This window comes from Neisseria sp. P0018.S001, assembly GCF_051957355.1.
Lineage (GTDB): Bacteria > Pseudomonadota > Gammaproteobacteria > Burkholderiales > Neisseriaceae > Neisseria > Neisseria subflava_A.
Map to the genome: position 1 here is coordinate 119,116 of NZ_JBQCWN010000002.1, position 6,732 is coordinate 125,847.

The 6,732-nt window shown below is 52.1% G+C and carries 6 protein-coding genes; all 6 read right to left on the minus strand.

The features are described 5' to 3' along the window. Positions 1-13: 13 nt before the first annotated feature. Entirely contained in the window at positions 14-1,423 is a 1,410-nt protein-coding gene (murC, locus tag ACTHTJ_RS02025; RefSeq protein WP_070585180.1) for a UDP-N-acetylmuramate--L-alanine ligase, read from the minus strand. Positions 1,424-1,588: 165 nt separating this feature from the next. After that, a complete protein-coding gene (murG, locus tag ACTHTJ_RS02030; protein WP_440360821.1) occupies positions 1,589-2,656 on the minus strand; it encodes an undecaprenyldiphospho-muramoylpentapeptide beta-N-acetylglucosaminyltransferase in 1,068 nt (355 codons plus the stop codon). A 4-nt stretch (positions 2,657-2,660) separates the two neighbouring features. Beyond that, positions 2,661-3,923, minus strand: a complete 1,263-nt coding sequence (locus ACTHTJ_RS02035) for an FtsW/RodA/SpoVE family cell cycle protein (RefSeq protein WP_063076125.1) — start codon at positions 3,921-3,923, stop codon at positions 2,661-2,663. A gap of 293 nt (positions 3,924-4,216) precedes the next feature. Further along, on the minus strand, positions 4,217-4,777 hold the full coding sequence (locus tag ACTHTJ_RS02040; protein ID WP_070585183.1) for a L,D-transpeptidase family protein: 561 nt from the start codon (positions 4,775-4,777) through the stop codon (positions 4,217-4,219). A gap of 13 nt (positions 4,778-4,790) precedes the next feature. After that, entirely contained in the window at positions 4,791-6,128 is a 1,338-nt protein-coding gene (gene murD / locus ACTHTJ_RS02045) for a UDP-N-acetylmuramoyl-L-alanine--D-glutamate ligase (protein ID WP_070585185.1), read from the minus strand. A gap of 86 nt (positions 6,129-6,214) precedes the next feature. Beyond that, on the minus strand, positions 6,215-6,732 hold a 518-nt coding region (locus ACTHTJ_RS02050; protein WP_440360820.1), incomplete at its 5' end, for a tetratricopeptide repeat protein.

Genomic DNA, 6,732 nt, shown 5'->3' on the forward strand with positions numbered 1-6,732 from the left:
ATATGCCTGTTTATTATGATTGTTTTGACAATTCCACCAATGCAGACGGAACGCGGTTGATGCTGCCGGCACCCATATTCAACACAACATCGCCGTCCTGCAAAACATTCAGCAGCATTTGCGGCAAGTCGGCAACGTTTTCGCAGTAAATAGGCTCAAGTTTGCCCAATACGCGGATGGCGCGCGCCAAGGCGCGGGAATCGGCCGCGGCAATCGGCTCTTCGCCTGCGGCATAAACTTCGGTCAACACCAAAGCATCAACGGTATTGAGGACTTTGGTAAAGTCTTCAAACAAATCGCGTGTACGGGTATAGCGGTGCGGTTGGAAAGCCAAGACCAAGCGTTTTTCAGGGTATGCACCGCGTGCGGCGGAAAGGGTTGCTTCCATTTCGACAGGATGGTGGCCATAATCGTCCACCAGCAAAGCGGTTCCGCCGTTTGGTAATTTAATGTCGCCATATTTTTGGAAGCGGCGGCCGACACCTTCAAAGCCGAGCAAGCCTTTTTGGATCGCTTCAACCGATGCGCCAACTTCCAGCGCAACGCCGATAGCCGCCAACGCATTGAGGACGTTGTGGCGGCCGGGCATATTCAAAACAACTTCAAACGGCTCTTGCTCATGTCCTTTCATTTGGACATGAACGGTAAATTTCATTTGCGCGCCGATGTTTTCAATATCGGTTGCATAGATATCGGCAGTATCGTCCAAGCCGTAAGTCGCGTAAGGCTTGCTCACTTTGGGCAAAATCGCGCGGACGTGTTCGCTGTCGATACACAAGAAGGCCTTACCGTAAAACGGCATACGGTGGATGAAATCCACAAACGCCTGATGCAGTTTCTCAACACTGTGGCCGTAAGTGTCCATGTGGTCTTCATCGATATTGGTCACGACGGACATAATCGGGGTCAGGTGCAGGAAAGAGGCATCAGATTCGTCGGCTTCGGCAACGATGTATTCGCCTTTACCCAAACGGGCGTTGGTACCTGCTGCGTTGAGCTTGCCGCCGATAACGAAAGTCGGATCGAGTCCTGCCGCGCCGAGAATAGAAGCGGTCAGGCTGGTGGTTGTGGTTTTACCGTGCGTACCGGCAATGGCGATACCATCGCGGAAGCGCATCAATTCTGCCAACATCAACGCGCGCGGAATCACGGGAATCTGCTGTTCCAACGCGGCAACAACTTCCGGATTATCTTTTTTGACCGCAGTAGAGGTAACGACCACGTCGGCACCATTGACGTGTTCGGCAGTATGACCTGGGTAAACTTGGATGCCGAGAGCGCTCAAATGCTCAGTAACGGCATTACGCGCCTGATCCGAACCGGAAACTTTAAAGCCCAAATTGTGTAAAACTTCGGCAATACCGCTCATGCCGACGCCGCCGATTCCGACAAAATGGATGTTGGTCACTCGATTTTTCATCATAACGTTGCGTTCCGGTTGGTTTTTAGTGCGTAAAGGCGTTATTTTAAAGGGCTATCCGCTTCTGCGCTATGCTTTTATTGTAAAGGAATTTTAACAAAAGCAATAAAGGCCGTCTGAAACGCCGTTAATTAACTTTTCAGACGGCCTTGAACAAAGTCTGCCTGCTTATTCGGTACAAGATATGGCAATTTCCGCCACATCGTCCGCACTGTGCGGTAACGCCAAGGTACGGGCATTTTTCGCCCATTTCAGGCATTTTTCACGGTTTAATCCACCGAGGATTTCGGCCAGTTTTTCTGCCGTCAGTTGAGTTTGCGGCAGCAGCAAACCGGCTTCGGCCTGCACCATAAAACGCGCATTGGCTGTTTGGTGGTCATCTACCGCATGCGGATACGGCACCAGCAATGCACCCAAACCAGCAGCCGTCAGCTCGGCAATCGTCAGCGCGCCGGCACGGCAAATTACCAAATCGGCATCGCGGTAGGTGGATACCATATCGGTAATAAATTCGACGCACTCGGCTTGCACACCCAATGCATCATAATCCGCCTGCAGGTTACCCAATTTATTGCGGCCGGACTGATGATACATTTGTGGACGGGCAGCCTCAGGCAATAATGCCAAAGCTTGCGGAACGGTTTTGTTCAACACATCCGCACCCAAACTGCCGCCGACCACCAAGATTTTCAGACGACCTTCACGCCCTTGGAAGCGTTCGGCAGGCTCAGGCAGGTTGGCAATATCCGCGCGGACGGGGTTGCCGACCAAACCGCCTTCGTGACTGAACGCTTTCGGGAAAGCGTATAACACCCGTTTCGCCCAGCGCGACAGTTGGCGGTTGGACAAACCTGCCACGGCATTTTGCTCGTGAATCACAATCGGCACACCGCACAGTTTTGCCGCCAAACCGCCGGGGAAGGTAACGAAACCGCCAAAACCGATAACACACTCGACACGGTGTTTCTTAATAATCTGCTGCGCCGCACGGACGGTTTTATACAGCGTAAACGGCAACATCAGCTTGCGCTTGATACCATTGCCGCGGATACCTTTAATGGCCAGCATTTCCAAGCGTATGCCGTATTGCGGCACGATACGCTCTTCCATCGAATCCTGACTACCCAGCCAAATCACATGATGGCCGCGCTTTTGCAGCGACTCGGCAACCGCCAATGCAGGGAAAATATGGCCTCCCGTACCGCCGGCCATCAGCATAAAAGTTTTACCGCTCATGGTTTTACTCCACCGAATAACCGCGCATTTTTTGGCGGTTTTCATAATCAATGCGCAATAACAAAGTAACGCACACCAGCATGATAAAGACAGCCGAACCGCCGTAAGACATAAACGGCAAAGTCAGGCCTTTAGTGGGCAGGATACCAATGTTTACACCGATATTGAAGAAACTTTGAATACCAATCCAAATACCGATACCGTTGGCAATATACGCGCTGAACATCAAGCCCGAATCACGCGCCTGCTTGCCGATGGAAAACGCACGCCACACCAGCCAGCCGTAGCAGAACACCAAAACCAGCATCCCGACAAAGCCAAATTCCTCGCCGATAACAGCAAAAATAAAGTCCGTGTGCGCTTCAGGCAGGTAGAAACGTTTTTCCAAACTCGCACCCAAGCCTTCGCCAAACCAGCCGCCGCGCGCAATCGCCATTAAGGAATGCGTCAGCTGATAGCCTTTACCCAAAGGATCGCTCCATGGATCCAAAAACGCCGCCACACGCGCCATACGGTAGGGTGCAGCCAAAATCAACAAACCCATACCACTCACAACGGTCGCCACCAATACGGCAAAATACTTCCACGGAAAACCTGCCAAAAACAGCATACCCATGGTAATCACGACAATCACGACAAACGAGCCAAAGTCCGGCTGACCCATAATCAAAACCAAACCGACCGCCACCAACATAATCGGCAGAATCAAGGTCTTAAACTTGCGGAAGCGTTCCTTTACCCTTACCCGAGCTTCATTTTTGAAAGGGCTGCACACCAAATCGCCAATACCGGTAAACAAAGACGACCAACCCAAAGAATCCAAATCACGCAACATTTCTTCACGGCGCGTAAACAGGCTGGACAAATACAAGACCGTCGCCAATTTGAAAAACTCGGTTGGCTGCAAGTTGAGCGGTCCGATATGAATCCAGCGCGTCGCACCGTTAATCTCGCGGCCGACAAACAAAACCAGCAGCAATAGCAAACCCGAAACAGCAAAATAAAACGGAATAATCCGCCGCCAGAAGCTCATCTTCAGCAGGAAAAGCGGCAAGCATATGGCCACCGTAAACAGGATAAACATTGCCTGCTTAGACACAAAAGAAAACTGGCTGCCCCCTTCCGATGCTGCATACGCAATAGAAGCCGAATAAATCATAATCAGGCTGAAGACCGTCATTAAGACGACCATCCACAAGAGAGAAACATCAAACTTCCGACCATCGCGCGCAATCGGCCGGTCAAGCATTTTGGAAAGACTAATCATGAAAACATCCGTAACGGCTTGAATAAAATATTCAGACGGCCTGCAAATGGGCAAGAGGCCGTCTGAAAAAAATGAATTAACGTTATTTTAAAGGTTTATTTCCAAACCAACAATTCAGAATCTACGGTTCAAAAAAGAGAAAGCGTGTTGACCTGTCCTTAGGAAGGATTGGCGGCTTATTTTAGATAAAAATCCCAGTATCAAGTCCCCTGCCCTACCAAGCTTTTCAGACGGCCTGACAAGCAATCGACTACCCGTTCCAACCTGCCCCATCACTTCAACAGGCATAAAACCTACGGCAGAATCTCAATTTCCGCATTGTGTTTCACACTGCGGTAGAGTTCGTCGACTTCTTCGTCCGTTACCGCGATGCAGCCGTCGGTCCAGTCTTTTTTCAGGTGTTTTTTACCGATAAAACCCCAGCCGTTTTTCATGCCGTGGATTTTAATCAGCCCGCCCGGGCTTTTGCCTTGTGCCACCGCGTAGGCTTTGTCGGCTTCATTGGGATAGGAAACGCCGAGGTTTTTATGGTAGCCGCTATTGGGATTACGCTCATTAATGCGGTATTTTCCTTCGGGCGTTTTGCCGTCGCCTTCAAACTGTTTATGCCCGACCGGCTGCTTGCCCAACGAAATGGGATAGGTTTTCAGCAGCCTGCCTTGCGAGTACACAGACATGGTACGTTTGCTTTTATGCACGACCAATCTGTCGATAACTGCATCTTCAGGTAACGGCGCTTCACTTGGCATGGTAACGGTTGTCGTGGAACGAATCGGCGCGGCAAACCAAAACACCGAAGCGGCGACAGCCGAAAGCACGACTGCCAACAAGCCGATTTTCAACCCGACTTTCATCTTTCAGACGGCCTTACAAAGCTTTGAACGCCTCGATAAACACTTCCGAACGGTGTGCATAGCCTTTAAACATATCGAAGCTCGCACAAGCCGGGCTGAGCAACACAATATCGCCCGCTTCGGCTTGGGCGTATGCTGCCTGAACGGCTTCTTCCAAAGTGGCGCAGTCGGTCATATTCAGACCGCAGCCGTCCAAATCGCGGCGGATTTGCGGCGCATCTACACCGATCAAGAACACACCTTTTGCCTTTCCGGCAAGCGCGTCGCGCAGGGGCGTGAAGTCCTGCCCTTTGCCCATGCCGCCTAAAATCACGAAGAGCGGATTTTGCAAACCGGCAATCGCGGCGGCAGTCGCGCCGACGTTCGTGCCTTTGCTGTCGTCGATGAACACCACGCCGTTTTTCTCGCCGATTTTTTCCACGCGGTGCGGCAGGCCTTGGAAGGTTTTGACGTGTTCGAGCAATGCTTCGCGCGGCAAACCGATGGCCTCACACAAAGCCACAGCAGCCATGACGTTGGCGGCGTTGTGCAAGCCTTGCAGCGGAATGTCTTGCGTGGCAATCAAATCTTCATTGCCTTGTTTCAAATGGTCTGTCTCGCGTTCCAACCAAAAATTGGCTTCGTGTTCCAACGAAAACCATTTCACCTCGCGCCCGGCACGCTTCATGGCGCGGCAGAACACGTCGTCCGCATTCAGAACCTGCACGCCTTCGCCACGGAAAATCTTATCCTTGGTATGCGCGTAGTCGAGCAAGTCGTCGTAGCGGTCAAGATGGTCTTCGGAGATGTTCAGTACCGTCGCCGCAGTCGGGCGCAGGCTTTCGGTGTTTTCCAGTTGGAAACTGGAAAGCTCCAACACCCACACGTCCGCCTTTTTGCCTTCGCGCTGCAATTCCGCCTCCAAAACCGGCGTACCGATATTGCCCGCGATAACGGTATCCAGTCCGCACTTGATGCAGAGATAGCCGACCAGGCTCGTTACCGTCGTTTTGCCGTTGCTGCCGGTAATCGCAATCACCTTGTCGCCGCGGCGGTTCACAATATCCGCCAACAATTCAATGTCGCCCAACACACGCCCGCCGTTTCGCTTGAACGCCTCGATATCCGGCTGCCGCTCGCTGATGCCGGGACTGAGCGCCAGAATATCGAAACCATTATCCAACGCATCTTTCAGACGGCCCGTGTAAAACACCAGCCCTTCAAACATCTTACCGATTTGCGACACGCGCTCGGCTTTCAGCTCCGCATCATAAGCGGCAACCTCCGCGCCGTTTTTGCGCAGATAGGCAATCATGGAAATACCCGTACCACCAAGCCCGGCGACGAGGATTTTTTTGTTTTGGAAAGTCATTTTGGTTTTGTCCTAAAACAAATCATATTGTTCAGGGGGGATGTCCGCTCCTGCTCAAGCCGCTTTCAGACGGCATCGCGAGCTGTTCAATAACCCAGCTTCAAACGGCGGTAATTGTCGCAGCCGTCTTGGTCTCCGTTGTCGCAAGCCTTACCGTACCATTCTTGGGCAAGGGCGAGGTCTTGGCGCACGCCACGTCCAGACTCATAGGCTATACCCAACAAGACTTGGGCTTGGGCATCCCCTTGTTCTGCAGTCTGCCGATACCACTGCACTGCCTGTGCATCGTCTTGACGGACTCCTTGCCCGTTGGCATACATCAGACCCAAATTAACTTGGGCATCGGCATTCCCTTGTTCTGCAGCCCTACGATACCACTGCACCGCCTGTGCATAGTCTTGACGGACGCCTTGCCCTTGTTCATACATCAGGCCCAAATTAACTTGGGCACCAGCATACCCTTGTTCTGCCGCCTTGCGATACCACTGCACCGCCTGTGCATAGTCTTGACGGACGCCTTGCCCTTGTTCATACATCAGGCCCAAATTAACTTGGGCACCAGCATACCCTTGTTCTGCCGCCTTGCGATACCACTGCACCGCCT

Excerpts from the sequence above, each read along its gene's own strand:
- murC (WP_070585180.1), bottom strand. The coding sequence starts at position 1,423 with ATGATGAAAAATCGAGTGACCAACATCCATTTTGTCGGAATCGGCGGC.
- murG (WP_440360821.1), bottom strand. The coding sequence starts at position 2,656 with ATGAGCGGTAAAACTTTTATGCTGATGGCCGGCGGTACGGGAGGCCAT.
- ACTHTJ_RS02035 (WP_063076125.1), bottom strand. The coding sequence starts at position 3,923 with ATGATTAGTCTTTCCAAAATGCTTGACCGGCCGATTGCGCGCGATGGT.
- ACTHTJ_RS02040 (WP_070585183.1), bottom strand. The coding sequence starts at position 4,777 with ATGAAAGTCGGGTTGAAAATCGGCTTGTTGGCAGTCGTGCTTTCGGCT.
- murD (WP_070585185.1), bottom strand. The coding sequence starts at position 6,128 with ATGACTTTCCAAAACAAAAAAATCCTCGTCGCCGGGCTTGGTGGTACG.